Source organism: Bradyrhizobium sp. LjRoot220, from assembly GCF_964252915.1.
Taxonomy (GTDB): domain Bacteria; phylum Pseudomonadota; class Alphaproteobacteria; order Rhizobiales; family Xanthobacteraceae; genus Bradyrhizobium.
This window is the reverse complement of record NZ_CAXUPS020000003.1, coordinates 239,122-264,485: the sequence shown is the minus strand read 5'-3', so window position 1 is coordinate 264,485 and position 25,364 is coordinate 239,122. Positions and strand designations below refer to the sequence as shown.

Sequence of the window (25,364 nt, the reverse complement as noted above, 5' to 3'; positions counted from 1 at the left end):
GGTACGATGTCGGGATAATCGATCGGCTTTGAAATGAAATCGCATAACTACTCTGTCTTTCTTTTTGTGCTTGGCGCAATCGCGGTGCTGGGGGCAACTCCGGTTTCCGCGCAAACGCGCGTCGGCGAAGCTGCCGTCGTCAAGAATCAAGTGCTCCGTGTTGCCGGATCGGCAACCAATCAGCTCCATGTCGGTGATGGCTTGCTGCGCGACGAGATCGTGCGCACCGGCCTCGATAGCGCCGCGCGGCTGGTGATGTCCGACAGCACCAACCTCTCGATCGGGCCGAGTGCGTCGCTCAAGCTCGATCGCACCGTGTTCGACGACGCGACACACTATCGCGACGTCGCGATCCGGCTGAGCTCCGGCGCATTCCGATTCGTGACCGGCAATTCGGAAAAATCCGCCTACAAGATCACGACGCCGCTCGCCACCATCGGCGTTCGCGGCACCACGCTCGATATCCTGTCGCAGCGCGGCCAGACCATCGTCAACTTGCGGGAAGGCCAGGCGTCGGTCTGCACCGTCAGCTTCGAATGCATCCAGCTCACCAATCCCGGCGATACCGCCATCATCACCCTGACCGGCGGCAAGACGTCCATTAAGAAGACCAACAACCCGCCATGGACCTTCGCCAAGACCTGCAGCGCCGCGGCGGGGCTCTGCAGCGCGACGCAATATGCGAGCGCCTCGCCGATAGTGACGCCTCCGATCGATGACGGCAGCGATCCCATCGACATGCTGTGCGGACGCTGATGATGCAGAGCCGCGCAAGGAGTTTTGTCGTATCGGCCGTGCTGGGCGCGGGGTTTTTGTTTTGGCTGGCATCGATGCAGATATCGCCGGCGCTGGCGCAGTCTCTCGACGACTGTACAGAGTGCAATCCGAATCCGAGCCCCTCCGGCTCGCCCTCGCCGACGCCAACATATTCGCCGTCACCAACACCAACATATTCGCCGTCACCGACACCCGCACCAACATCTTCGCCATCGCCAACGCCTTCGCCATCACCGACTCCAATCGCGTCGCCGTCGCCAACCCCGACGCCCACGCCGACGACCACCGGCGCGGATTCCAGCGCGGGATCGATCAACGATCTGGCCAAGCAACGCTTCAACCAAATGATCACCAACCGCGTGCTCGGCACCGTGCTGCTCGGCATCAACGAGCAGGTCAATTGCGGCGATTGCGTCAGCGCCTTCGGCTCCGCAGGATCGTTCTCGGCCGGCATCCACGGCCGCAACAACCTGACCGCGAATCTGTCGCTGCTGGCGGGCATCGCCTACACCCATTACAGCGAAGGCGGCTACAGCGTCACGGCGGCCCCGATCGGCGCGTTCGCGCTGCGCTATGATTTCGCCGACTGGGGGTCGTCACGGCCGTTCTTCGACATCGGCGCCATCCTGACGCCCTACGAGAAGATCCGCTATCGCCGCACCTATGCGACCAGCCTCGGCGCGGTATCGCTGGACAGCCACACCACCGGCGATAATTACGGCGTCTATGGCCGCGCAGGGTGGATCAGCCGGCTGTCGCCGCGCGACGAAGTCGCGGCCTCCGTCGAGGTCTGGCAATTGTGGCAGCGCGTGAAGGGCTATACCGATCCGGCCGCCGCGTTCAATCCGTTCGACGCCTCGATCGCCGGCGGCACCGACAAGACCAGCCTGGTGAAAATCGGCGCCCAGTGGACGCATCTGTTCGGCAACAATGTCGAGGCCAATATCAATGGCGGCTTCGTGCAATCGTTCGGCACGCAATCCGGCATCGTCGCCACCGTGACCGGCAACGGCACCGTGGTGCCGACGATCGGCAACCAGAGCTGGTTCGAATATGGCGGCCGTCTCGGCTTCCGCATCACCAAGGGCTGGGTCGCCGACCTCTTCGTCAACGGCACCGCCGGCCCGCAGCCGGTCGGCAACACGCTCCATGGCGGCGTGGGCTTGCGGATCACTTACTGAGCACGCACAGGTCTCGTGGTTCGCCCGGCGATGCGAAGCATCGTCCGGAGACGCGCGGCGTTGCCGCGCTCCTCACCATGAGGGTTTAGGACCTTTTTGAGCTGTTAGACCTCATCCTGAGGAGCCACGCGCTGGCGTGGCGTCTCGAAGGATGAAGCCACAGAAGCCTCAGGCGCCTCCTACCAGGCGCGCTTCCGGTCGGTACTGGATCAGGCGTCGGCCGCTGCGGACTGCGCTGCATTCGCAGCCGCGACGTCCATCCACATCACTTCCCAGATATGACCGTCGGGGTCTTCAAAGCTGCGGCCGTACATGAACCCGTAGTCCTGCTTCGGGCACGGATCGACGCCGCCGCCGGCGCCCTTTGCCTTGCCGACGATATCGTCGACTTCGGCGCGGCTGTCGGCCGAGACGCAGATCAGGACCTCGCAGGAGGTCTTTGCGTCCGCGATCTTCTTCGGCGAAAACTGCATGAACTTTTCATGGGTCAGCAGCATGGCGTGGATGGTGTCGGAAAACACCATGCAGGAGGCGGTGTCGTCGCAGAACTGCTCGTTCTTCACGGCGCCGATCGCCTGATAAAAGGCGGTGGCACGCGCAAGATCGGTGACCGGCAGGTTGACGAAGATCATTTTGGCCATTGAAAGGGCTCCTTTCGGTTGGTTCATGCCAAGGACGAACCAGCCGGGACCGGTCCGACATCGGGCAAGATTATTTTTGCGTCCGTCCTGACTCACAGCGCTGCGGCGGCGGACGAACCGCCTGCGCGCATCGCGCGGCGAGGGCTACGCCTTCTCAGCGGGGTCCCGGTGCACGGGGTCGACCCACAGCACGGTCTCCGGCTTTTCCACCGGCTCGATGTCGAGATTGATCGCCACGGCCTGGCCATCGCTGCGCACCAGCACGCATTCCAGCACCTCGTCGCGGCTGGCGTTGATCTCCTGGTGCGGCACGTAGGGCGGGATGAAGATGAAATCGCCGGGACCGGCTTCGGCGGTAAATTGCAGCTGCTCGCCCCAACGCATCCGCGCCTTGCCCTTCACGACATAGATGATGCTTTCGAGATGGCCGTGATGATGCGCGCCGGTCTTGGCGTCGGGCCGGATCGTCACGGTGCCGGCCCATAATTTCTGCGCGCCGACGCGGGCGAAATTGATTGCGGCCTTGCGGTCCATGCCCGCGGTCGACGGCACGTTGGGATCGAGCTGATCGCCGGGAATGACGCGCACGCCGTCATGCTTCCAGCGGTCGGCATCGTGGCTGTGGGAATGATCGCCGTGAGAATGATCATGCGAGTGATCATGGGTGTGGTCGTGAGAACCTGACATCGCGCTGCTTTCCGTAAATATCGTTCGGTCACGAATGGTACATAAGTACGAGAAGGCAAACCAGCCATTAAGGAAGCTCCTGGCGCATTGGAGCGTTGCCTTATCGAAGCTCAAAGATCCGGAAAAGAGTGTTCCATGGATGCCCGGCATCGCAGACAAGTTTACGCGGTCTGCGCCAGGCAGCCCGCTATGGCCGGGCAATGACGTGGAGAGGTCGAGTTTAGTCCAGCGCCGGGCGCAACAAGCGAGCCGCGGTTACTTCACCGCCAGCAATTCGACATCGAACATCAGCGTCGCATTGGGCGGAATGACGCCGCCGGCGCCGCGAGCGCCATAGCCCAGGGCGGGCGGAATGATCAGCGTGCGCTTGCCGCCGACCTTCATCGAGGCAACGCCCTCGTCCCAGCCCTTGATGACGCGGCCCTGGCCGATTGGAAAATCGAACGGCTCGTTGCGGTCGACCGAAGAGTCGAACTTCTTGCCCTTCTGGCCATTTTCGTAGAGCCAGCCGGTGTAGTGCATGACGCAGGTCTGGCCGGATTTCGGCGACGCGCCGGTGCCGACCGCATTGTCGATGATCTGCAAACCTGAAGCTGTGGTCATGGGTTTTCCTGCGGCTTGGGCCGATGCGACCGTGGCGATGAGAGGTGAGGTAACCGCAGCCGCGATGGCTGTGAACGCAGTCTGGATGATCGTGCGCCGGGAAGATCGCATCTGTTGGACCCTTTTTTAAAAGACCGGTCTCTCTAGCCGCTTAATACCCCAGCGCGCAACCGTCCTTGCGGGGATCGGAACCGCCGATCAGCGTGCCCTTGTCCCAATCGATCCAGATCGCCTGGCCGCCGCCGAGCGGACCGACCACGCTTGATGTCTTGTGCCCGATCTTCTTCAGGCCCTCGACGATGGCAGCCGGCACGCTGTCCTCGAGCTGGTAGACGCCCTCGTAATGCAGGCCGCGCGGCATATCGATGGCTTCCTGCACATCGCAGCCATAGTCGAGCATGTTGGTCAGCACGCGGGTCTGGCCCACTGGCTGATACTGCCCGCCCATTACGCCGAACGGCATCACCGCGCGGCCGCTTTTGGTCGCGAGGCTCGGGATGATCGTGTGCAGCGGCCGCTTGCCCGGCGCGATGCAATTGGGGTGGCCGGGCTGGATCCGGAAACCGCCGGCGCGGTTCTGCAACAGCACGCCGGTCTTGTTGGAAACGATCGCCGAGCCGAACGAATGCGCGATCGAGTTGATGAACGAGCAGACGTTGCGGTCCCTGTCGACCACGGTGATGTAGACGGTGGACGGGTTCATCGGCGGCGCGACGTTCGGCAGGTCGAGCAGGCGGTCCATGCTGATCTTACTGATGTGCTCCTCGGCAAATTCCTTCGCCAGAATGCCAGCGACATCGACGTGAACCTGCGCGGGGTCGCCTATATATTGCTCGCGCATCATGTAGGCGATGCGCGCGGCCTCGGCCTCGAGATGAAAACGTTCGACGCTCAGCGCGGGATATTTCGTCAGATCGAGGCGCGACAGGATGTTGAGCATGACCAGCATGGTGATGCCCGGGCCATTCGGCGGGCACTGCCAGACGTCGTGGCCCTTGTAGATGGTGCCGATCGGCGACGTCGTCTCGGTCGAGTGGGCTGCGAAATCTTCCAGCGTGTGCAGACCGCCGATGCCGCGCAGGGTATCGACCATGTCGGCGGCGATCTCGCCGGTATAGAACGCGTCGCGGCCACCCTTGGCGATCGCACGCAGGGTCTTGCCGAGTTCAGGCTGATGGATCACGTCGCCGGCGGCGGCGGGCTTGCCGTGCGGCAGCAGGTAGCGCGCGGTGTTGGTGCCGTTCTTGAGTTTCTCGAAACCGTTGTTCCAGTCGAAGGCAATGCGCGGAGCGACGATGTAGCCTTCTTCCGCGGCCTTGATCGCCGGCTGCAGCAGGGTGTCGAGGCCCATCTTGCCGTGATCGCGCAGGATCGTATTCCAGGCATCGATGCTGCCGGGAATGCTGACGGCATGGGCCGAGGTCAGCGGCACCGAGTTGATCTTGCGCTCGAGATACCAATCGGCGTTGGCGGCCATCGGCGCGCGCCCCGAACCGTTATAGGCGACGATCTTGCCTTCGCCCTTGGGCTGGATCAGCGCGAAACAATCGCCGCCGATGCCGGTCGATTGCGGCTCGATGACGCCGAGCAGCGCACAGGCAGCGACCGCGGCATCCGCGGCGGTGCCGCCCGCGCGCATCACGTCGACCGCTACCAGTGCCGCGGCTGGATGCGAGGTCGCCACCATCGCGTTCTGGGCATGGACCGTCGAGCGGCCGGCGAAATGGAAATTCCTCATCGGGAAAAGCTTTCTTTTCAGCGTTTTATTGGTGTCCCGCGGGTGTCGGGCACGGGTTTAGCGAGGTTTTTGGCATATTCATCCCGGACAGGGCAATGGCTGGTATGCCAGAGAATTGGCCACGCTGGCAGCCCGGCAAACGCAGGGGCTACTGGCTGATTTTGCAGGGTTTCCCGTGCCCTGCGCGCCTGATAAACGGTCGCGATGCCGCTCAAGGTCGCCGCCTTCTATCAATTCGCCGCGCTGCCGGATTTCCGGGAGCTGCGCGAACCGCTGCGCGCGATCTGCGCGGGCCTCGGCCTGAAAGGCAGCGTGCTGCTGGCGCATGAGGGGATCAACGGCACCATCGCCGGCGAGCCCGCCGCCATCGGCGCGCTGGTCGAGGAGTTGCAGCGCGGCGCCCTGTTCGGCGGCCGGCTCGACAATCTCGAGCTCAAATTCTCCCAGGCCGCCACGATGCCGTTCGCGCGGCTGAAGATCCGGCTGAAGAAGGAAATCGTCACGCTCGGCGATGCGATCGCCGATCCGACGCGGCGGGTCGGCAGCTATGTGGAGCCGGCCGACTGGAACGCGCTGATATCGGCGCCCGATACGCTGGTGATCGACACCCGCAACGCCTTCGAGGTCGCAATGGGCACGTTCGAGGGCGCCGTCGATCCCGGCATCAGGAGTTTTGGCCAGTTCAAGGATTTTGCCGCGCGGCAGCTCGATCCCGCAAAGCACCGCAAGATCGCGATGTTCTGCACCGGCGGCATCCGCTGCGAAAAGGCCAGCGCCTATTTGCTGGCGCATGGATTTAACGAAGTCTATCACCTCAAGGGCGGCATCCTCCGCTACCTGGAAGGCGTGCCGAAAGAACAGAGCCGCTGGCGCGGCGAATGCTTCGTGTTCGACGAGCGCGTGGCGCTGGGGCACGGCTTGCAGGAGCGGCCAACCAATGGCGGCTCCGATGAGTGACCCCGACGCGCTCGGCGCACGTATCGACGCGCTGGAAATGCGGCTGACGTTTCAAGACGAAACCATCGAGACGCTGAACCAGACCATCACCGCGCAGTGGAAGCAGATCGACGCGCTGACGCGCCAGCTTGCCGAGCTGAAAGAGCGGCTGCAGCACGCCGAGAGCAACCCCGGCGGCCCCGGCAACGAACGGCCGCCGCATTATTGAGGCGACAATGGAAGCGGCCTCCGCGCGGGAAGCCGTTCCTACTCACCAGTGGTTAATAGCGCTCGCGCTCGATGATGACCCTGCGGTCAGGATCGTAATCGCGGTCGCGCTTGCGCTTGATCACGACGGTCTCGTCCCGATCGCGATATTCACGCTCGCGGATCACCTCACGGTCGCGATAGCGGTCGGGGTCGGCGCGGCCGACGGTGACGCCAACGCCCGACCGTCCAACGCCGACGCCCACGTCCTGCGCACTCACCGGCTGAACGACGGAAATTCCGGCCACCGCGACGGCAGCCATGACAAGATGCTTGATCATCGCATGTTCCTCTCAGTGAATTTATCCGGGAAGCAATTCGCGGTGATATGAATTGTTCCGGCGCGATCACGCGCGGTGCAATTGCATCACGCGAGCATGCCAAACCACCGCGTGTTAGCGGAAAACCGCACGCACCTTGTGCCACAGCGACTTGTTCGCGCGGTCGCCGTCATGTTTCGACGGCGCCGGTTGCACGGCGCTCACGGGGTCGGATGCCGGAAAACTGCCCTCCAGCCCGGCATCGAGCTTTTCGCGCATTTCCCGATCGGCCAACAACGCGTCACGCGGGTTATCGGCGTGCTTGTCGTGTGCCGCGGGATTGAATTTCTCAGCCATCAGGTTCCTCCATTGCGGAGATAACGTCCCGGTTTTTCGCCTGTTCCACATCTTGCCTTGGCCGGAGGGGAACCTGCTGTTATCAGAGGCCTCAAATTGTCAGCCGTCGCCGCAGGAACTTTCGATTGACCCAAAAATCCCAAAAGCCCTTTCTGGACGTACTATCCGGCCAGCGGCAGCCAGTTCCGCCGGTCTGGATGATGCGGCAGGCCGGCCGCTATCTGCCCGAGTATCGCGAGCTGCGTGCCAAGGCCGGCGGCTTTCTCGATCTGTGCTTCACGCCGGAATACGCCGCCGAGGTGACGCTGCAGCCGATCCGCCGTTTCAGCTTCGACGCCGCGATCATTTTTTCCGACATTCTGGTCATCCCCTACGCGCTCGGCCGTTCCGTGCGTTTCGAGGCCGGCGAAGGTCCGCGGCTTGATCCGCTGGATACGCCGGAGCAGGTGACGACGCTGGCGACCCAGGCGGACTTCGGTAAACTCGAACCGGTGTATGAAGCGCTGCGCCGCGTTCGCCGCGAGCTCGATCCCAGCATCGCGCTGATCGGCTTCTGCGGCGCGCCGTGGACGGTGGCGACCTACATGGTCGCGGGCCAGGGCACGCCGGATCAGGCGCCGGCACGGATGATGGCCTATCGCCATCCCGAGACGTTTGCGAAAATCATCGACGTGCTGGTCGAGAATTCGATCCAGTACCTGCTCGGCCAGCTCAAGGCCGGCGCCGACGTGCTGCAGATCTTCGACACCTGGGCCGGCGTGCTGCCGCCGCGCGAATTCCAGCGCTGGTCGATCGAACCGGCAAAGCGCATCGTCGCGGGCGTCCGCGCGCAGGTGCCGGGCGCCAGGATCATCGGCTTTCCGCGCGGCGCCGGCGCGCTGCTGCCCGCTTACGTCGAATCGACTGATGTCGATGCCGTCAGCATCGACTGGGCGGCCGAGCCGTCATTGATCCGCGAGCGCGTGCAGAATCGCGTTGCCGTGCAAGGCAATCTCGATCCGCTGGCGCTGATCGCCGGCGGCGCGGCGCTCGATCGCGCCGTCGATGACGTGCTGGCGAATTACGCCAGCGGCCGGCTGATCTTCAATCTCGGCCACGGCATCCAGCCGGAGACCCCGATCGCCCATGTCGAGCAGATGCTGAAGCGGGTGCGGGCGTATAAAGGGTAGCTGTCATGCCCGCCATCCGGTCGGGCCTTTGGCCGGCCGGACGACAGGCTCCGGCGGGCAACCAGTGGTCACCAGCGTGCGTACGAGCCGAGATGTCACGGCGTACTGGATCATCCGCCTTCGCGGATGATGACAGTGGGGCCGCTACCGCGCATCCTCCAGAATCATGTCCGATGCTTTTTCGGCAATCATGATGGTGGGCGCGTTGGTATTGCCCGACATCAGGTCCGGCATGATGGAGGCATCGACCACGCGCAGGCCCTCGATGCCGCGCACACGCAGGCGCTGATCGACCACGGCCAGCGGATCGTTGCCCATCCGGCAGGTCGAGGTCGGATGATAGACCGTGCTGCCGGTGCGGCGACAGAAATCCAGCAACTCGTCATCACTCGCGACCTTCGGGCCGGGATCGACCTCCCCGACCGCATAAGCCTTCAACGCGGGCGCCGCCAAAATCTTGCGCAGGATCCGGATGCCGTCGATGAAGGCGCGGCGATCGGTTTCGGTCGCAAGATAATTGATGCGGATTTCCGGCGCCACGCTCGGGTCCGCGCTTCTGATCCGCAGCGAGCCGCGGCTTTCGGGACGGAGCTGGCAGACCGAAGCGGTGAAGCCGGACTGCGCATGCAGTTTTTCGCCCATCTTGTCGGTCGAGAATGGCAGAAAGTGAATCTGGATATCGGGCGAGGCCAGCCGCGGACTGGTCTTGAAGAACGCACCTGAGGTGCCGGCCGCGATCGTCAGCGGCCCCTTGCGCAGCGCGGCGTATTGCAGGCCGGCCATGACGCGGCGGACGGGATGATTGACGATGTCATTGAGCGTGATGGTCTTGGCGCAGCGCGTCACCAGCCGGACCTGCAAATGGTCCTGCAGATCGTTGCCGACGCCTTGCGCGTCAAGCACCACCTCGATGCCGTGGCTCTTCAGGAGGTCCGCAGGGCCGACGCCGGAGAGTTGCAGCAGCTGCGGCGAATTATACGCGCCGCTGGAGACCAGAATTTCCTTGCGCGCCCGCGCAGTGCGCACCCGGCCTTCCTGCCTGTACTCGACCGCCCTGGCGCGGTGGCCTTCGAACAATATGCGCTGCGCCAGCGCCGAGGTTTCGACGTGCAGATTGCTGCGCTTCCTGGCCGGGCGAAGATAGGAGAACGCCGAACTGGCGCGGCGTCCGCGCTGCGTCGTGGTCTGGAAAAATCCGGCGCCTTCCTGGGCGACGCCGTTGAAATCCGGATTGGTCGGAATGCCGGTCTCCGCGGCCGCCACCACAAAGGCTTCCGACAGCGGATCGGCGTGGCGCCAGTCCGACACCGGCAACGGGCCGCCCGTGCCGTGATACTTGTCGCCGCCGCGCTGCTGGTTCTCGGCCTTCTTGAAATAGGGCAGCACGTCGTCATAACCCCAGCCGGCGTTGCCGCGCTGCCGCCAGCGGTCGTAATCCTCGTGCTGGCCGCGCACATACAGCAGACCATTGATCGAGCTCGAGCCGCCGAGCACTTTTCCGCGCGGCTGAAACACCTGCCGGCCGTTCAAGCCCGGCTCGGGTTCGGTCTGGTACATCCAGTTGACGGATTTGTCCTTGAACAGCTTGCCGTAGCCGACCGGCACATGAATCCAGAGATTGGTATCCTTGGGACCTGCCTCCAGCAGCAGCACGGTATGCTTGCCGTCGGCGCTCAGCCGGTTGGCGAGAACGCATCCCGCCGAACCGGCTCCGACGATGACGTAGTCGAATTCGGAAGCGTCATTATTATTGTTCATTGCTTTCCCCCGCACGCTCTTTTGGGAAAGAGGTAGCGGGGGCGTCTGGTACGGTCAAGTTGCCGCGAGCTTCGAGAAATCCGGCGGGCGGCGCTCGGCGAACGCCGTGAAGGCCTCACGCGCCTCCATCGTCTTCAACCGTTCCGCGAACCGTTCGCTCTCCGCCAGTATCTGCGCCATCAGCACCTCGGGATTGCGCATCAGCCGCTTGGTCGCGCTGACCGCACCGGCCGGTTGCCTGGCGAGACGCGCCGCAAGCGCCTTTGCCTCGGCATCGAGCCGGCCCAGCGGCACAACGCGGTTGGCAATGCCCCACGCCAGCGCGGAGGCAGCGTCCACGGCCTCGCCGAGCGCGAACATCTCGAAGGCGCGCGCATAACCGATGCGAAGCGGCATCAAGAGACTGGAGGCGGCTTCCGGCACCAATGCCAGATTGACGAACGGCGTCGTAAGCAGCGCGTTGTCGGCGAGCACGACCAGATCGCAATGCAGCAGCATCGTGGTGCCGACACCGACCGCGCGTCCCTGGACCGCTGACACCAGCGGGCGGCTCGATTGTGCGAGCGAAGTCAGGAAGCGGCTGACGTGGCGCTCGCCCTGCATCTGGCCTGTGGCAATCGCCGCGAATTCGCCGACGTCGTTGCCCGCGGTGAACATGTCCCCCTCGCCCCGGATCAATATCACGCGTACGGAAGGATCGGTCTCCGCACCCTGGATCGCGTCCGCCAGTGCGCCGTACATCGCGTTGGTCAGCGCGTTCTTCTTGTCTGGCCGCGCCATCGTGAGAGTCAGGACGCCGCCGTCGTTTTCGATTTTGATGTGTTCGGTCATTGCTCTTCTCCTCTTGGAAACTTGGTTTGGAAACTGGTGAGCCAGCGCGCGACGACATCGATTTCGGCGTCGGTGAATCCTTCCGCGAGGCGCGCGTTGATTTCGGCAAGCCCGGCCTTCGACTGCGCCAGCGCCGCTCGGCCGGCGGGCGTCAGCCAAAGCCGCCATGCACGCCCGTCGTCCGAATCGGCGCGCCGCTTGATCAGGCCCGCCGCGGTCATCCGGTCGACCAGGCCGCTGATGCCGGGCGGACCGAGGTCCAGCGCCGCGCCCGCTTCGCCCATCAAGGCCCCGTCGCGCTGGCCGAGAATAAAGAGCAAGCCGGACTGCACGGCCGTCACCCCGTTCTTGTCGGACTTTGCCGCGACCCAGCGCTGCAGCCGGCGCTGCGCGACGTTGAGCAGGAAAACCAGCCGGCGATCCTGGCGGGTATTCATTCGGCACGCTCTGGAAATTTAGTTCGCATGCGAAATAAATAAACGAACGCGGCGGGTTTGTCACGACGATTCTGACCGAGTGCGCTGATACCGGATCGGGCGGCTCAATCTGCTCGGGGTGCGGTGCTGCGACTTTGGTTATGCGTTGAATTTGTGCGGGTTTTTCCGCGCGAGAACCGGGCATGCCAAGTGTACATTGGCGCCAACTGGATCAAAATTTCCAGAAAGTTCCCTGGAAGTCGTGTGTTCGATGGTTCGACGCGGCCACGGCCCAAGACTGCGACCCAAGACTGCGGCCCAAGTCATTGGTTGCCCTTTGGTCCCGGCGGGAGGATGCTGTCCGCTAGGGGCAAAGGGAGCGCGACATGGGCAAGTCAGGACTCGACAATCGCCACCGCAACCACGATGGCGAAATCAGCCACAAGCACGGCGACACGCTCGTTGGCACGTTACGCAAGATCTACGGACAGTATTTCGCCGCTGGTTATCCTGCAACCGAGAAGCTGAGCGACGTTTTGCTTCAGCTCAACGAGACGTCGCTGAGCCAGCTTCGCCGGGATTATGAGACCGGCCACCTCGCACACAAGATCGCGAAATCTGCGAAGTAAGGCCCCGCACAGGTAAAGATCGGCATGGCAAAGATCCTGCTTTCGATGCAAGACCTGCAGGCGCATGCGTTGGCAGAGCTCCGCAACCAACCCGGCTGCACGAACGTTCGCAGGATCGCCATCAATCGCGTCACGGATGAGCGGGCCGAAAACAATTGGTCGATGTGCGTATTGTCCGCGGGCGACGCCGATGCCAACACGGCGGCACGCGCCGCGCTCGATATCCAGAAGGCCTTGCGCCACGACTACAATCTGGCGGCGGAGTGACCGCCAAGAGCTGCAAGCCCCGGTTCTCAGCCAAGGATTGATCGGTACAGGTCCAAATATCTGTCGGCCATGCGATCTACCGTGAACCGTGCCGATACCGCGGCACGACAGGCAGCGCGATCGATTTCGTCGATGCGACCGATCGCATCTACCGCCGCATCGAAGCTGTCGACCAGAAATCCGGTCACGCCATCATCTATGAGCTCGGGCATCGAGCCCCGGTTGCGGGCGATGACCGGCGTTCCGCAGGCGAGCGCTTCTACCACCGACAGACCGAACGGCTCGTCGAAATTGATGAGGTGGAGCAGCGCGCGCGCGGAGCCCAGAGTCTTTGCGCGCACCGTTCCGCCAACCGGGCCAAGATAGACCACGGATTCGTCGTCGAGCACGGGAGCTACCTGCTCATCGTAATAATTCTGGTCCTGGACGATGCCGGCAATGACCAATTTCCGGCCGGATCGATCTGCCGCCGTGATCGCTTCAGCGGCCCCCTTGTCCGGGTGAATGCGGCCGAAGAACAGCAGATCTTCGCTGCCATGCGGGTCGAATGGGAAATCCTCCAGCGGGATGCCATGGTGGATCGTCGCGGCATAGCGCAAGTCCGGATGGCGATCCGCCTCGCTGATGGCAACATAGTGGACGCGTTTTTCGTATTCCTTATAGGCGGGTAGAATGCGCTCGGAAGAGAAACCGTGGATCGTCGTCACGACAGGGGTTCTGACCAACCGCGAGAAAGCGAGCGGTACGAAATCGGCCTGGTTGTGGATAAGATCGAACTGACCAGCCTGCTCAAAGACGTGGGCCACATGGAGCATCTCCCACACCTTCGCATCGATCGCGGGATCCTCGGAATAGGGCGCCGGGCAAACGGCATCCAGCCTGCCTGCCGTGCTGCTATCCTTGGTGGCGAACAGCGTGACATCAACACCGCGTGCGACCAAGGCTTCGGTCAAGAGACTCGTCACCTGCTCCCAAGGGCCGTAGTGACGCGGCGGTGTACGCCAGGAGATCGGCGCCAGCATGGCGATACGCAAGTAACCATCCTTCTCTGCTTGGTGCTGCTATCCGGCCTTGAGCACGACGGCTTCATTGGGTCGTAGCAGGAGAACGCCGCCTTCGACCAGCGCGGCATCCGTGGCGGTGGACAGCAGCGACCGGCTCCCGCGCGCCCAATCCGGCAGCTGAACCCGGTGCTGCCGGTCTCCAAGGTTGAGCGCCACAATCAACTGCTCCGCATCGTGTCGACGCGCGTAAACGAGTATTTCGTCTTCCACATTCAACAGAGCGAAGTCACCGATCGACAATGCCAGGCGATCGCGCCTGAGAGCAAGTAACCGATAATAAAGCGTCAGGATTGAGTGCGATTCTTCCGTCATCCGCGCCACGTTGCGCGTCGGCCAGTCGGCATTGAGCGGTAGCCACGGATCGGCCGAGGTGAAACCGGCATTTTCGCTGTCGTCCCATGGCATCGGCGTGCGCATGGGGTCCCGGCCCAACGCCAAACCGGGCTCACGCAACTCGCGCGGATCCCGCACTTGCGATGATTCGATCATGACATCGCTCAAACCAAGTTCGTCGCCGTAGTAGAGCGTGGGTGTGCCACGAAGCGTCAGCAACAGCACCGCCGCGACGCGGGCCTGGGCCTGTCCGCACTTGGTCGAAACGCGCGGCCGGTCATGGTTGCCCAGCACCCAATTTGGCCAGCCACCCGGTGGTAGCGCGGCCTCATAGCTCGCGATAACGGCCGCCAGCGAGCGCACCCGCCACGGCGTATCGATGAGCTGGAAATTGAAGGGCAAGTGCACCCCCGGTCGCTCACCACCGTAATAGCGCATCAGACGATCGACCGGCAGGTATATCTCACCAATGAGAACCCGCTCGCCTTTTCCCCTGGCGCCATAGCCGTCGGCGATTGCGCGCATATCGGCGGCGATCCGATGCACTTCGGGTTGGTCTGTGGAATGGAGTTGAAGCAGGCGGTGCATTTCGCCCAGTTCGGGCTGATAGGCCGGGTTGGACGGATTATCCGGGAAGTCTGCGGCCTTCACCATGTGCCAGAGCACATCGATGCGGAAGCCATCGACGCCGCGGTCGAACCAGAAACGCATCACATCGTACATCGCCGCCTGCACGGCTGGATGACGCCAGTTCAGATCCGGCTGCTCCTTCAGGAAGGCGTGGTAATAATATTGTCCGGTGAACTCGTCCCACTCCCAGGCCGAGCCGCCGAAATCGCTGATCCAGTTATTTGGCGGTCCGCCGTCGGCCGCAGCATCGCGCCAGATGTACCATTCTCTTTTCTGATTTTCTCGCGAGGCGCGGCTCTCGACGAACCACGGATGCTGGTCGGAAGTGTGGTTGGGCACGAAGTCGAGCAGCACCTTGAGCCCCCGCCGATGGGCTTGCATGAGCAGGCCGTCGAAGTCTGCCAGCGTCCCAAAGCGTGGATCGACGTCGCAATAGTCGGCAACGTCATAACCAAAATCAACCATCGGCGACGGATAAATCGGAGAGATCCAGATCGCATCGACGCCAAGCCTGACAAGGTAATCGAGCCGCCGCTCGATCCCTCTGAGGTCGCCTATGCCGTCATCGTTCGTGTCCTGAAAGGAACGCGGGTAGACCTGATAGATCACGCAATTCTGCCACCAGGGCGCGGTCATGCCAACACAGCCTTTGGCAGGAACGCCGGTTGCCGCTTATTGATCACGTGAGGTCGTCAAAACGCTTCCACCCTATCCTTCGCTTCAACGGATTGCGCGCATCCGAGCATCGGCAAAACGACTCTGTTCCTGTTGCGATCGAAAGTCGACGGCTTTTTTCCGTTCTCTCGCCGCGTAGCCACCACTAACCCTATTCAGGCGTCCGATTGAGCAATTATGATGCTACCCATGCTGGAGGCAAAAAGAGGTGACCAAAAGCCATAATCGCCACCGCCAGCAAGAGGGGAGAAGCGCGTGGCTTTAGCCTGACGCGGTAGTAAAACAAGAGCAAGGAGACCGCCATGAACCTGCCAAAGCATTTGCTGCCGACGACCGTGGTCGGAAGCTATCCGCAGCCGGAATGGCTGGTCGACCGCGCGATGTTGTCGAAAGTGGTGCCGCGCACGCGCATGCATGCGATGTGGCGGCTGCCGCTTGAGCACCTGCAGGAAGCCCAGGATGACGCGACGATTGTCGCGATCCGCGATATGGAGCGCGCCGGCATCGACATCGTCACTGACGGCGAGATCCGCCGCGAAAGCTATTCCAACCGCTTTGCGACGGCGCTCGAAGGCATCGACGACGAAAAGCCTGTCATGATCACCTCACGCAGCGGCCACGCGACGCCAGTGCCGCGGGTGGTCGGTCCGGTGAAGCGCCGCGGTCCGGTCGAACTGTCCGACATGGAATTCCTGCGCAAGAATACCGACCGCGCCGCCAAGATCACGCTGCCCGGCCCGTTCACGATGAGCCAGCAGGCCAGCAACGAATTCTACAAGGACGACGAGGAACTCGCGATGGCGTTCGCGGAAGCCGTCAACGCCGAAGCGCTCGACCTGCAGAAGGCCGGCGCCGACGTGATCCAGCTCGACGAGCCCTGGGTGCGCAACAACCACGACCTCGCGCGGCGCTATGCCGTCAAGGCGATCAACCGCGCATTGGCCGGCATCACGGTGCCGACGGTGGTGCATCTGTGTTTCGGCTATGCCGCGGTCGTACCGGGTTCGACCAAGCCGGCCGGCTATTCCTTCCTCGCCGAACTCGCCGACACCAGCGCCGAACAGATTTCGATTGAGGCCGCACAACCGAAACTCGATCTCGGCGTGCTCAGGGATTTGTCGTCGAAGAAGATCATGCTGGGCGTGCTCGACCTCGGCAATCCCGAGATCGAGACGGTCGCAGTCGTCGCCGACCGCATTCGCAATGGCCTCAAGCACGTCGCGGCCGATCGCCTCGTGATCGCGCCGGATTGCGGCATGAAGTACATGCCGCGCCATGTCGCGTTCGGAAAGCTGAAGGCGATGTGCGTTGCGGCAGCCACCGTGCGCCGGGAGATCAGCTAGGGCAGGATGAAGTTAAGTTGAAGCGGTGGGGCCGCAGATTCGCTGCACCTCTCCCGCTTGCGGGGTCGAGACGAGCGAAGCTCGCTCTTAGGTCGGCGCGAAGCGCCGGGTGGGGGCTCTCTCCACGTCGGGAGTGTCAATTGCGGAGACACCCCCACCCCATAGCCGATGCTTTGCATCGGCGTTCTTAAACCAAAGGACGGCGGCCGTAGGCCGCCTACGCCTCCCCCGCAAGCGGGAGAGGGAGCGCACCTGCTTCGCGGCTCGCAGTCAGACCTAAACTCATCACGCTCTAGCTAGCTAGCGCATGTTCCGGCGCAGCGCGCGCTCAGACTTCGGCGTAGATCTCGATGACGTTATCCTCGGGGTCGCGGAAGAACAGCGCGCGATGGTGCCAGCTCGGAATATCCCGCGGCGGGCTGAGGATCGTCACCCCCTTGGACTGCAACGTGGCATGACAGGATTCGATCAGATGCGGCGCAACCCGGAAGGCGAGTTGGACCGCGGCCGAGCCGGGAGCGATCGGACCATCGTGCCAGGCAGCCCAGGGGCCGCGCGGCCTCAAGGTGAGCAGCGCGGAGCCGACCTGAAAGCTCACCCAGTTGTCGCTGTCGTGGGCGAGCGGAAATCCCATGACATCGAGATAGAATGCCCTGGTTTCCTGCATTTTTGAACACAGCAGAACCGTGTAATCGAGATTACGAATGTCACCCAGACTCATGAGTTTGCCGTTCTCGAGAAAATCGATTTGAAATCAGGCCATCGACGACAGATGGCCCTGTAAACGTAGTACTGCTCTGGGACCTATCGCGTCAAAGCAGCTTGGCGCGAACGAACAGCGCGCGCAATGCGTCGGTCGCCTGCACTGTCAGCATCGCGTTGTCAGCGGCCTCTTGCAGCGTCCTGACCGCGTCGGCATGCAACGACTTGAACTCGATCCATTCGACCGAACTGAGATTGGTGATGAAACGGTAGGCCTGGCCGACGGTCGCGATCGATACCGTCTTGCCGTTCAAATTGATCTTGAACGTGGCGCGGAGCGGCGTGTCGGAATTGGAGACGTCGATGGCGGTCATGATGGCGACGTTGCACGCCGCGACGCGGTCAAAGCCTCGTTCAGGCTCGGCACCACGACGAGGCGCTTGACCTGCCCGTTTCGATAAGCCTGCAGGAACTTGTCATATTCCTTGATCGAGACGCAGCCGTTGGAATCCCCGTTGGGCCCGAGCAAATAGGAGTGCACAAGCAATCCCGTCCGCCCCAGCGTGTCGCCCTCGCCCACCGGCGTCATGCGAAGCGCGGCGACGCCGTGAAACAGCTTCTCGCGCGGCTTCAGGTCATAGACGTTCGGCGGCGTCGCCCCGACCATGCGCTGGTTGACGTAAGCGGGATTGTCCATCAAGCCGCCGAAGCCTGAATGCGCCTCGAGCTTGACACCGTTCGGCATGTAAACGGTGCGCGCCGAGATATCATAGACCGCGGTAAAGCTGTCGTATCCGAGCGCGCCAAGATCAGGCTTGCTGCCGAACAAGCCGTCCCCCGGCGTCAGCGACGCCAGCGTAAAGCGCATCGGCACCAGATCGGCCAGCTTCTCGAACATGGTCCGGTCATTCGACCGCGCCGGCGGAGCTGGAGGCGGCGGCGGATCGACCTTCAGCGCCAGGCTGGCTTCGGCGGGCCGAGACCTCGGAAGCGGAATGGCGGCTTCGGCTGAGGGCCGCGGCTGCTCGGCCTGCGCGTCCGGCGATTGCTCGGCGAACTGGCTTTCGATGTGGCCGAACTCGGCGTCGAAATCCGTTCGCGCCGGGCGGATCACGGGACGCGAGGGATACCTGATCGAAGGTGCGTTGCGCGCCGAACCCGATCCGAACCGGTCATCGAACGACGTCAGGCTGACAGCCTGCGCGCCTTGCGGATTCCGCAGCCACGCAACGGCGTCGAAATCCGCCACCCATGCGGCCAGCGCCGACGTCGCCACGAGCATGGCAACGGCGAAGATGGCCTTGCCGACCAATGGAAAACCGCGGCTCGAAGCAAGCCCGGCTGCACTCGTGGTCCTGTGATCCATCCGTCCCCGGCTCGGCGCTTCGGAATCACACCTGATTCCGCAAGGGATTCACCGAATAAGTGCGAACATAATGCAATTCAAAGTAAGGCATAATCGAGACACGCGACCACGGCTATGGTCATCAATCGAACCCGGAAAAGCCAGAGAAATCTTGGTAAACGGCAACCGGTTCCCGGTGTGGCAATCGCGGATACCGTGCTCAGGGCAGCAGCGTCGGGCTCGTATTCGGCGCGGGCGCCTGCTCCAGCTCGGAATGTTCCGGCAGCTTGTCGGCATGCACGGACAGCGCCGGCCCGATCCAGATCGGATCGGCGAGGTGGTCCCGGCGCGGATTGGTGGTGTTCGGATGCACCAGAACGCTCAACCGGCCATGGTTGAGCATCAGCCAGGGCACCAGCTCGGGGAACACCTCCCTGGCGAAGGCGACCTGGTACATCGCCTGATCGTGGGGGCCGACCTTGACGTCGTGCCACCGTCCAAGCGTCACCGAAAAGCGCTCGCCGATCCAGCTGCGCAACCGCTCGGCCTCGCCCCGCGTCGCCGCCGGATCGTAATAGACATGGGCGTGGTAGCTGGCGATCTCGCTCAGGGATCGCGGACCACTTTTCTCCGCCAACTCGCTCATCGCAACCGCTCCCGTTTTCAGTATTTTTTTGACGCGTTTTCTTAACGCGAACCGGCATCCACTTCGCTCGAAAACGCTATGGCAAACCGGTCGCAATGATCGCCGGTGCCGGCGGCGCGGTCAATCCGCAGTTGCGGCTTTACCGCGCTTGCTGCTTTCGTACACCGTCATCCCGGCGGCGGGATCGAGGTCGGTTTCGGTCGCCTCGGTCAGGCGCGCCATCATCATATAGAAGCCGATCGTCATGATCGATTCGACGATCTCCTGTTCGCTGAAATGCGCGCGCATTTCGGCAAACACCGGCGCGGACACGCGCACGTTCTCGATCACCTCGCGGCCGAACGCCAGCAGTGCCTGTTCGGCGGCACTGAACGCGGCATCGGCGTATTTCCCCTGTTGGATGCAGTCGATCTGCCGCTGCGCGACACCGACCCCGAGCGCGATCGGAACATGCTGGCGCCATTCATAGGCGCCGTCTTCCCGCTGCGCGACCAGGAGGATCAGCAGTTCGCGATTGCCATGGCCGAGCTTCTGCTTATGCAGGATGGAGTTGGCGAACCGCATCGCCGGAATGAAATTGGTCTCGGCGTGTGCCAGCATCCGGAAGATGTTGAGCTTGACCGGCATCCGGTCGAAGGCCGTGCGCATATCGCCGCTGGTCTTCTCGGGGTCGATCAGGGGTAATCTCGCCATGTGCGTCTCCTTTTCGTTTCCTGTTTTTTGCCGAAGCGTCAGCTGGCTTTGACGTCACGGATCGGATTGGATCCGTCCCAACCGGTCGCGACCTGCTTGATGTACTCAAAGAACCGTCCCTTGCCGCCGCTGATGTCGGATATCTCGATCACGGTGCCGGGATGGGATTGTGTATCGAAGTAACAGAAGCGGCCCTGCTCGCCGCCGATCTGGCCTTCGTGCCCGACCTTGTAACCCAGGGACAGCGCACGGTCATACAGGCTCTGATAATCGCGGGTCCAGTACGACATGTGCTGCATTCCTTCGCTCCCGGAGTCGAGAAACTCCTTGTACATCGAAGGCGCGTCGTTCCTCTGTTGAATGAGCTCGATCTGAAGATCGCCGGAATTGGCCAGCGCGATGCTCATCTCAACGCCGGAATCAGCGCCGCGATAGCGGAACCAGTCGGTCTTGACCCGATCGATGTAGAACCAGGGTCCGACGCCCATCACGTTGATCCAGTGATCCATCGCGGCGCGGATGTCGCGCACTACATATCCGTTCTGACAGACGGCGCCAAAGATGCGACTCATGTTTACCTCCGTTGTCGGTGGCATCGCGCGCTTGTTGCGGATCCCGCGCCTATCGTTCTTCCCGCGCATCAGCCGATCGAGCGGCCGCCGTCGATCACGAGTTCGGTGCCCGTGACGTAACGGCTCTCGTCGCTGGCGAGCCACAGAATGCCGTTGGCGATATCTTCCGGCATCGCCTTGAAACCGAGCGGCACCGCGCGTTCGGTCAGTCTGTCCAGCGTCGCGCCGCGCGGCGGCCCGGAATTCGAGCCCTCCGCTGCGGTGCCGATCAGCGTGTCCCAGATCGCGGTTTCGGTGATGCCGGGGTGAAGCGAGTTGACCCGGACGCCGTCCTTGGCAGCGGCGCATTCCAGCGCCACGGATTTGGTGAAGAGGCGAACGCCACCCTTGGTCGCGCAATAGCCCGACACGTTTGGCGACGCCTTGATTCCCGCGATCGAGGAAACATTGATGATGCTGCCGCCCCCGCCGGCGCGCATCAGGGGAAGCGCCGTCTTGACGCCGAGGAAGACGCCATCGAGGTTGACGGCGACCTGCCTGCGCCAATCGGCAAGCGACATGTCGACGACCGGACCGGAGAGACCGATCCCGGCGTTGTTGACGAGCACATCCAGCCGACCGAACCGCGCTTTGGTTTGGGCGATCACCGACTGCCAATCGTCTTCGCTGGTCACGTCGTGGTGGAGATACTCCGCCTCGGATCCATTCGCGCGCAATTCCCGCAGCAGGCGCTCGCCGTTTTCGTCCTGCAGGTCGGTCGCCATGATCTTCGCGCCCTCGCGCGCGAGGACAATGACCGCGCCGCGGCCGATCCCGTTGGCGGCGCCGGTCACCAGCGCGACCTTGCCTTCGACTCGCCGTTTCATGAGGTCCGCCCGTTCACGCCGATTCCTCCCCAGGCCCGGTCGGGCGCATTCTTGGAAACGTTTCCACGATTGAGCTTGATGTTTCCGACCATGTCAATATTATTGGGTGGAAAGTACCAAATAACGTTTCCAGCCCTGCGTCGATTTTAAGCGGACCAGCCTCGAACCCAACAAATCCGGGCACTCAGGACGAGACAGCGGGCAACCAGGACCGATGACCAGAACCCAGCCGACCCCATCTGCACGGCCGACCATTCGCGATGTCGCCGCGCAAGCCGGCGTATCGGTCAGCAGCGTCAGCCGGGTACTTAACCGCGAGCCGCATACCAGCCCTGAACTGCACGCCCGGATCATGCGCGTGGTGGACCGCCTCGGGTTCGAACCGCACTCGGCCGCGCAGGCGTTGCGCTCGCGCGCCAGCAACACGATCGGCTGTATGGTGTCGGACATCTCCAATCCGCTCTACAGCGAATTGGTCAACGCCGCGGAAGAGGAGTTGCAGCGCGCCGGCTATGTCCTGATGCTCGGCACGACGCGGCACGAGGAGGCGCGCGAAACCGCGTTCATATCCGCGGTTCGCCGGCGGCGGATGGATGGATTGCTGCTGTTCGCGGGTGACAACACCCACAAGGATTTCACCAGCGCGCTTGCCACGCTCGATCTGCCCTGCGTCAGCATCGACCGCGAGGTGCCGGGAGCCCCGTCGGTGCGCGCCGATCATCGCGGCGGCGGCTTCGAGGTGACGCGCTATCTCATCGGCCTCGGCCATCGTCGCATCGCACTGCTGACCGGGCCCGCGGCGGTGCTGCCGAGTACGGAGCGGGTAGCCGGCTATCGGCAGGCGCATATCGAAGCCGGGCTTGAGGTCGATCTCGATCTCGTCCGCCCGCAGCTGCACGGCTCCGGCATCGCGTTCAGCGACGTCTGTCAATTGCTGCAGGGCCCCGCGCCTCCGACCGCGATCATCACGCTGGGAACGCATATGCTCGCCAGCGTGATGGATGCGCTCGCCAGCAACGGCATTCGCTATCCCGAGGACATCTCGCTGGTGTGTGTCGGCGACACCGATCTGGCCCGGCATGCGACGCCGGCGATCAGCACGCTGACATGGGACTTAAGCGAGATCGGCCGGATCGCCGCGAAAATTCTGCTGGCGCGCATCCGCGACGGCGATCAGGCCCATGACACGCGGCCGATCTATCTGCCGACCCGATTTATCCTTCGACATTCCTGCGCCGGGCCGCGCGCCAAATGAGTTGAAAGAACTGCCCTGCTGACCTGCCTGCTTTGACGACCGTTAAATAAAAAACAAATACCGGGAAACCCAAGGGAGTTGCGTATGAATTACCGCACGAATTTGCTGACGCTGCTGACGCTCGTATTGGCCACCTGTTCGGCAAGCGCCCAGGATGCGGCGGATTATCCCTCCAGAAAAATCAAGATGCTGCTACCGTTCGCAGCCGGCGGCGGTGGCGATGTCATCGGCCGGCTTTTGGCCGACAAGATGGGCAAACGCCTGGGGCAGACCATCTTCGTCGAAAACCGCACCGGTGCCGCCGGCACCATCGGCACGCAAATGGTCGCGACCTCGCCGGCGGATGGCTACACCATCATGATCGGCGGCATGACCACGCATGTGCTTGCGCCCGCATCCTATGCGAGCCTGCCCTATGATCCGATCAGGGATTTTGCAGTCATCGGCCGCATTGGAACGTCGGCGATCCTGGTGGTGGCCTCCAAGGATTTTCCGGCCAATGACCTCCGCGGCCTGATCGCGATGGCGAAGAAGGACGATCGGATCCAGTACGGATCCTGGGGCGTCGGCTCGACCGGACATTTCTGCGCGGAAATCCTGTCGCAGAAGGCCGGCATCCGGCTGCAGCACGTCCCGTTCAGCGGCGCGGCCAAGGTGGCGAACGATCTGATCGGCGGCCATATCTCGGTCGGTACGCTGGACATGGCCACCGCAACGCCGCTGGTGAAGGATGGCAAACTGAAAGCCCTGGGCACATGCGGCGACCGCTCGCCGAGCCTGCCTGACGTCGCAAGTTACAAGGATCAGGGCATCGATTTTGAACGCAGCCTATCCTGGGTGATGTACGCGCCGGCAGGCATCCCCGACATTGCCGCGAAAAAGCTTTCAGCCGCGCTGCAGGAGTCGATCGCCGAAACCGACATGACCGAAAGGCTGCTCGCGCTCGGCGTCACCGCCGATTTCATCGCGGGCGATAAGCAGCGCGACATCAACGCGCGCGACATCGAAGCCTGGAGGGTGGTCGCCAAGGAAGCGAAGATCGAAATCAAGTAGACAGGCGGGCGAGCCGGCTGAAATCACCGGCGTCGCCCGCCTGCAAACCGCTCAGTTCTTCTTGCCGAACAGCATCGGAAGCTGGCGTGGGCCGCGCACCGTGCCTTCCGACCAGGTGACCTTGCCGGCCGGATCGAGCTTGAAGTCCGGAATCCGCTTCAGCCATTCCTCGATCGCGACCGTCATTTCCATGCGGGCCAGGTTGGAGCCGACGCAGCGGTGAATGCCGAGGCCGAACGCGGCATGGCGATTTTCCTTACGGTCGATCACCACCTTGTCGGCATCCGGGAACATCGCGGGGTCGCGATTGGCGGCCGGGAAGGACAGCAGCACCATGTTGCCGGGCTTGACCGGGCAGCCGCTGACGGTGGTTTCCTTCATCACCTCGCGCGCCATCGTCACCGGGGAATAGGCTCGCAAAAATTCCTCGATCGCGCTCGGCATCAATTCGGGCTCCGCGATCAGGCGATCGCGGTCTTCAGGCGTGTTCGCCAGATGCCACAGCGAGGAGCCGATCGCGCTCCAGGTGGTGTCGATGCCGGCGATCAGCAATAGCGCCAGCGAGCCCAGCACCTGGGAATCTTCCAGCGGTTGACCGTCCTTGTCCCTGGCCTTCATCAGGGTCGAGATCAGATCGTCGGTCGGCTGCGCCTTGCGATGCTCGATATGGCCGGCGAAATAGCCGGTCATCTCCTGATACGCCTGGGCACCCTTGCTCTCGTCCTTGATGCTGAGCTCGAGGAGCATGTGGATCCATTTGACGAAGAGTTCGCCGTCGCCTTCGGGGATGCCGAGCATGTGGGCGATGGCGCGCACCGGAACATGCTTGGTGTAGCGCGCCGCGGCGTCGCATTTGCCGTCGGCGATGAATTCGTCGATCAATTCGTTGCAGATCGCGCGGACCCGGGGCTCCAGCTTCTTCATCGCGTCGGGGGTGAACGGCGGCAGCAATAATTGCTTGGCCGGCTTGTGCTCGGGCGGATCCGAGGTGATCGGGGGCGCGGCGTTTCGGCGCACTTCCGGCCGCACATCGCGCACGACGACCCGGCGCGACGAGAAATGCTCGGTGTCGTAGGCGATTTCCTTCACCGCCTGATAGGTGGTTGGCAGATAGCAGCCGAGGAAACGCTTGGTGTGAACCACCGGGCATTCGCCGCGCAACGCGTCCCAGATCGGAAACGGGTCTTCGGTCCAGCGCGGATCGGTGTGATCGAAATCGTTGACCCAATCGGTGACCGGGGGATGTTCGGGCATCATGCTGACGGAATCGGACATCGCGCAAATTCCTTTTGCTTGGGTTCGTTCAGGGCGAGCTTGATTGCAGGGCCGGACTATTGTGAAGCCCCTATTCTTCCTGCACTTCGATCGCAATTTCCGGGCAATTGGTCTGGGCGAGCCACGCCTTGTCTTCGAGGCCGGCAGGCACCGAACCGTCGCCGACCTCGTGGGCGTTGCCGAATTCGTCGAGATCGAACAGTTCCGGCGCCAGCGACTTGCAGCGCGCGTGACCCTGGCATTTGTCCTGGTCGACGCGGATCTTCAGCTTTCCCGGCATGGCGAGCGCTCCCTTCGAAGCAACGCGCACTTGGATTGCGCGCCGCGTTTCCTCATGTTGATCCGGGCGGTGCGGCCACGGCCGGCCCGCCTCTTTAAGTTATAGCATATTACAT

At 62.9% G+C, this 25,364-nt stretch carries 30 protein-coding genes; 10 read left to right on the top strand and 20 right to left on the bottom strand.

The features are described 5' to 3' along the window. Positions 1 to 33: 33 nt before the first annotated feature. Positions 34 to 756 (top strand): FecR family protein, encoded by a 723-nt coding sequence (locus tag ACSQ84_RS15385; RefSeq protein WP_436212532.1) that lies wholly within the window; start codon positions 34 to 36, stop codon positions 754 to 756. Continuing rightward, positions 744 to 1,958, top strand: a complete 1,215-nt coding sequence (locus ACSQ84_RS15380; RefSeq protein ID WP_436212531.1) for a hypothetical protein — start codon at positions 744 to 746, stop codon at positions 1,956 to 1,958. Before ACSQ84_RS15385 ends, ACSQ84_RS15380 begins: the two co-directional genes overlap by 13 nt. A 209-nt stretch (positions 1,959 to 2,167) precedes the next feature. Here ACSQ84_RS15380 and ACSQ84_RS15375 read toward each other — a convergent pair whose 3' ends face one another. From ACSQ84_RS15375 to ggt, 4 genes are all read right to left on the bottom strand, one after another. Then, positions 2,168 to 2,599: a VOC family protein gene (locus tag ACSQ84_RS15375; RefSeq protein WP_436212530.1), complete on the bottom strand. Its 432-nt coding sequence runs from the start codon at positions 2,597 to 2,599 to the stop codon at positions 2,168 to 2,170. 144 nt (positions 2,600 to 2,743) lie between these two features. Next, on the bottom strand, positions 2,744 to 3,286 hold the full coding sequence (locus ACSQ84_RS15370) for a cupin domain-containing protein (RefSeq protein ID WP_436212529.1): 543 nt from the start codon (positions 3,284 to 3,286) through the stop codon (positions 2,744 to 2,746). Positions 3,287 to 3,541: 255 nt separating this feature from the next. Next, positions 3,542 to 4,000 carry an FKBP-type peptidyl-prolyl cis-trans isomerase gene (locus ACSQ84_RS15365; protein WP_436212528.1) on the bottom strand — a complete coding sequence of 153 codons (459 nt, stop codon included), beginning with the start codon at positions 3,998 to 4,000 and terminating at the stop codon, positions 3,542 to 3,544. Between the two features lie 40 nt (positions 4,001 to 4,040). Then, positions 4,041 to 5,627: a gamma-glutamyltransferase gene (gene ggt, locus ACSQ84_RS15360; RefSeq protein ID WP_436212527.1), complete on the bottom strand. Its 1,587-nt coding sequence runs from the start codon at positions 5,625 to 5,627 to the stop codon at positions 4,041 to 4,043. A 204-nt stretch (positions 5,628 to 5,831) separates the two neighbouring features. Here ggt and trhO point away from each other — a divergent pair, with 204 nt between their 5' ends. After that, positions 5,832 to 6,584 carry an oxygen-dependent tRNA uridine(34) hydroxylase TrhO gene (gene trhO, locus ACSQ84_RS15355; protein WP_436212526.1) on the top strand — a complete coding sequence of 251 codons (753 nt, stop codon included), beginning with the start codon at positions 5,832 to 5,834 and terminating at the stop codon, positions 6,582 to 6,584. Continuing rightward, positions 6,577 to 6,792, top strand: coding sequence for a SlyX family protein (locus ACSQ84_RS15350; protein ID WP_436212525.1), 216 nt, complete (start codon positions 6,577 to 6,579; stop codon positions 6,790 to 6,792). Before trhO ends, ACSQ84_RS15350 begins: the two co-directional genes overlap by 8 nt. A 52-nt stretch (positions 6,793 to 6,844) precedes the next feature. Here the strand turns inward: ACSQ84_RS15350 and ACSQ84_RS15345 are convergent, their stop codons facing one another. Further along, positions 6,845 to 7,111: a hypothetical protein gene (locus ACSQ84_RS15345; protein WP_436212524.1), complete on the bottom strand. Its 267-nt coding sequence runs from the start codon at positions 7,109 to 7,111 to the stop codon at positions 6,845 to 6,847. A 114-nt stretch (positions 7,112 to 7,225) separates the two neighbouring features. Continuing rightward, entirely contained in the window at positions 7,226 to 7,447 is a 222-nt protein-coding gene (locus ACSQ84_RS15340) for a hypothetical protein (RefSeq protein WP_436212523.1), read from the bottom strand. 125 nt (positions 7,448 to 7,572) lie between these two features. On the opposite strand from ACSQ84_RS15340, the gene hemE reads away from it, so the two are divergent. Then, positions 7,573 to 8,616, top strand: a complete 1,044-nt coding sequence (gene hemE, locus ACSQ84_RS15335) for a uroporphyrinogen decarboxylase (RefSeq protein WP_436212522.1) — start codon at positions 7,573 to 7,575, stop codon at positions 8,614 to 8,616. 144 nt (positions 8,617 to 8,760) lie between these two features. On the opposite strand, the gene ACSQ84_RS15330 is transcribed toward hemE, so the two are convergent. Genes ACSQ84_RS15330 through ACSQ84_RS15320 form a run of 3 tightly spaced genes read right to left on the bottom strand, consistent with a single transcriptional unit; the run spans position 8,761 to position 11,642 of the window. After that, positions 8,761 to 10,374, bottom strand: a complete 1,614-nt coding sequence (locus ACSQ84_RS15330; protein ID WP_436212521.1) for a GMC family oxidoreductase — start codon at positions 10,372 to 10,374, stop codon at positions 8,761 to 8,763. A 54-nt stretch (positions 10,375 to 10,428) separates the two neighbouring features. Further along, positions 10,429 to 11,205 carry an enoyl-CoA hydratase gene (locus ACSQ84_RS15325; protein ID WP_436212520.1) on the bottom strand — a complete coding sequence of 259 codons (777 nt, stop codon included), beginning with the start codon at positions 11,203 to 11,205 and terminating at the stop codon, positions 10,429 to 10,431. Beyond that, entirely contained in the window at positions 11,202 to 11,642 is a 441-nt protein-coding gene (locus ACSQ84_RS15320; protein ID WP_436212519.1) for a MarR family winged helix-turn-helix transcriptional regulator, read from the bottom strand. Before ACSQ84_RS15320 ends, ACSQ84_RS15325 begins: the two co-directional genes overlap by 4 nt. 365 nt (positions 11,643 to 12,007) lie before the next feature. Here ACSQ84_RS15320 and ACSQ84_RS15315 point away from each other — a divergent pair, with 365 nt between their 5' ends. Further along, positions 12,008 to 12,250: a hypothetical protein gene (locus ACSQ84_RS15315; RefSeq protein WP_436212518.1), complete on the top strand. Its 243-nt coding sequence runs from the start codon at positions 12,008 to 12,010 to the stop codon at positions 12,248 to 12,250. A 24-nt stretch (positions 12,251 to 12,274) separates the two neighbouring features. Continuing rightward, positions 12,275 to 12,517 carry a hypothetical protein gene (locus tag ACSQ84_RS15310; protein ID WP_436212517.1) on the top strand — a complete coding sequence of 81 codons (243 nt, stop codon included), beginning with the start codon at positions 12,275 to 12,277 and terminating at the stop codon, positions 12,515 to 12,517. Between the two features lie 26 nt (positions 12,518 to 12,543). On the opposite strand, the gene ACSQ84_RS15305 is transcribed toward ACSQ84_RS15310, so the two are convergent. Next, a complete protein-coding gene (locus ACSQ84_RS15305) occupies positions 12,544 to 13,551 on the bottom strand; it encodes a glycosyltransferase family 4 protein (protein ID WP_436212516.1) in 1,008 nt (335 codons plus the stop codon). Positions 13,552 to 13,578: 27 nt separating this feature from the next. Next, positions 13,579 to 15,180 (bottom strand): alpha-amylase family glycosyl hydrolase, encoded by a 1,602-nt coding sequence (locus ACSQ84_RS15300; RefSeq protein WP_436212515.1) that lies wholly within the window; start codon positions 15,178 to 15,180, stop codon positions 13,579 to 13,581. A 341-nt stretch (positions 15,181 to 15,521) separates the two neighbouring features. On the opposite strand from ACSQ84_RS15300, the gene ACSQ84_RS15295 reads away from it, so the two are divergent. After that, on the top strand, positions 15,522 to 16,562 hold the full coding sequence (locus ACSQ84_RS15295) for a 5-methyltetrahydropteroyltriglutamate--homocysteine methyltransferase (protein WP_436212514.1): 1,041 nt from the start codon (positions 15,522 to 15,524) through the stop codon (positions 16,560 to 16,562). A 328-nt stretch (positions 16,563 to 16,890) separates the two neighbouring features. On the opposite strand, the gene ACSQ84_RS15290 is transcribed toward ACSQ84_RS15295, so the two are convergent. The 7 genes from ACSQ84_RS15290 to ACSQ84_RS15260 all read right to left on the bottom strand — a co-directional run bounded on the left by ACSQ84_RS15290 (position 16,891) and on the right by ACSQ84_RS15260 (position 21,386). Continuing rightward, positions 16,891 to 17,283 carry a VOC family protein gene (locus ACSQ84_RS15290; protein WP_436212513.1) on the bottom strand — a complete coding sequence of 131 codons (393 nt, stop codon included), beginning with the start codon at positions 17,281 to 17,283 and terminating at the stop codon, positions 16,891 to 16,893. A gap of 91 nt (positions 17,284 to 17,374) precedes the next feature. Then, complete coding sequence (locus ACSQ84_RS15285) at positions 17,375 to 17,638, bottom strand: hypothetical protein (protein ID WP_436212512.1); 264 nt, start codon at positions 17,636 to 17,638, stop codon at positions 17,375 to 17,377. Further along, a complete protein-coding gene (locus tag ACSQ84_RS15280) occupies positions 17,635 to 18,630 on the bottom strand; it encodes a DUF2778 domain-containing protein (RefSeq protein WP_436212511.1) in 996 nt (331 codons plus the stop codon). The genes ACSQ84_RS15285 and ACSQ84_RS15280 overlap by 4 nt, the downstream gene beginning before the upstream one ends. A gap of 199 nt (positions 18,631 to 18,829) precedes the next feature. Then, positions 18,830 to 19,255 (bottom strand): DOPA 4,5-dioxygenase family protein, encoded by a 426-nt coding sequence (locus ACSQ84_RS15275; protein WP_436212510.1) that lies wholly within the window; start codon positions 19,253 to 19,255, stop codon positions 18,830 to 18,832. A 120-nt stretch (positions 19,256 to 19,375) separates the two neighbouring features. After that, on the bottom strand, positions 19,376 to 19,948 hold the full coding sequence (locus tag ACSQ84_RS15270) for a carboxymuconolactone decarboxylase family protein (RefSeq protein WP_436212509.1): 573 nt from the start codon (positions 19,946 to 19,948) through the stop codon (positions 19,376 to 19,378). 38 nt (positions 19,949 to 19,986) lie between these two features. After that, entirely contained in the window at positions 19,987 to 20,520 is a 534-nt protein-coding gene (locus ACSQ84_RS15265; protein WP_436212508.1) for a VOC family protein, read from the bottom strand. Between the two features lie 68 nt (positions 20,521 to 20,588). Continuing rightward, positions 20,589 to 21,386, bottom strand: coding sequence for an SDR family NAD(P)-dependent oxidoreductase (locus ACSQ84_RS15260; RefSeq protein ID WP_436212507.1), 798 nt, complete (start codon positions 21,384 to 21,386; stop codon positions 20,589 to 20,591). A 214-nt stretch (positions 21,387 to 21,600) separates the two neighbouring features. Between ACSQ84_RS15260 and ACSQ84_RS15255 the strand changes: the two genes are divergently transcribed. Continuing rightward, positions 21,601 to 22,641 (top strand): LacI family DNA-binding transcriptional regulator, encoded by a 1,041-nt coding sequence (locus ACSQ84_RS15255; RefSeq protein WP_436212506.1) that lies wholly within the window; start codon positions 21,601 to 21,603, stop codon positions 22,639 to 22,641. An 84-nt stretch (positions 22,642 to 22,725) separates the two neighbouring features. Beyond that, positions 22,726 to 23,694 carry a Bug family tripartite tricarboxylate transporter substrate binding protein gene (locus tag ACSQ84_RS15250; protein WP_436212505.1) on the top strand — a complete coding sequence of 323 codons (969 nt, stop codon included), beginning with the start codon at positions 22,726 to 22,728 and terminating at the stop codon, positions 23,692 to 23,694. 51 nt (positions 23,695 to 23,745) lie between these two features. Here the strand turns inward: ACSQ84_RS15250 and ACSQ84_RS15245 are convergent, their stop codons facing one another. Together ACSQ84_RS15245 and ACSQ84_RS15240 are read right to left on the bottom strand one after the other, a co-directional pair. Continuing rightward, the gene (locus ACSQ84_RS15245; protein ID WP_436212504.1) at positions 23,746 to 24,969 is read right to left on the bottom strand and encodes a cytochrome P450; all 1,224 of its coding nucleotides are present in this window, start codon (positions 24,967 to 24,969) and stop codon (positions 23,746 to 23,748) included. Positions 24,970 to 25,039: 70 nt separating this feature from the next. After that, positions 25,040 to 25,249 carry a ferredoxin gene (locus ACSQ84_RS15240; RefSeq protein WP_436212503.1) on the bottom strand — a complete coding sequence of 70 codons (210 nt, stop codon included), beginning with the start codon at positions 25,247 to 25,249 and terminating at the stop codon, positions 25,040 to 25,042. Between the last annotated feature and the right edge of the window lie 115 nt (positions 25,250 to 25,364).